Source organism: Sphingomonas japonica (genome assembly GCF_006346325.1).
In the GTDB taxonomy this organism is placed as follows: domain Bacteria; phylum Pseudomonadota; class Alphaproteobacteria; order Sphingomonadales; family Sphingomonadaceae; genus Sphingomonas; species Sphingomonas japonica.
On the sequence record NZ_VDYR01000005.1, the window covers coordinates 1 to 368 of the forward strand.

Consider the following 368-nt stretch of genomic DNA (forward strand, 5'->3'; position numbering starts at 1 on the left):
GCGGCGCGAGGTTGCGGCCGGTGGTGGTCGCGGGCACCACGAACGCGTCGTGGCTCGCCATCAGTTCGACTACCAAAGGCGCGACGCTCTCGGGCAGCGGATGTTCGTAGGCTGCATCGTCGGCGACATGGACGGTGGCGACTCCCGCGATCTTGGCGGCCGCCTGCGCGACGGCATCGCAGTCATGCCCGGCGACCAGCAGATGCACCTCGCCCAGCTTGCCTGCGGCAGTGACGGTCGCCAACGTCGCGTCCTTGAGGGCGGCGTTGTCGTGCTCGGCCCAGACCAGTGTCTTCATGTCTCTACCTTTCTACGAACGGAGGGGATGATTACCCCGTGACGCCCAGCGCCTTGAGCTTGGCGACCAG

General features: G+C 67.1%; 1 protein-coding gene. It reads right to left on the minus strand.

Going from position 1 to position 368, the window contains the following annotated elements:
• A partial coding sequence (locus FHY50_RS14090; RefSeq protein WP_474176062.1) for an adenine nucleotide alpha hydrolase family protein occupies nucleotides 1-298 on the minus strand: 298 nt, incomplete at its 3' end.
• Between the last annotated feature and the right edge of the window lie 70 nt (nucleotides 299-368).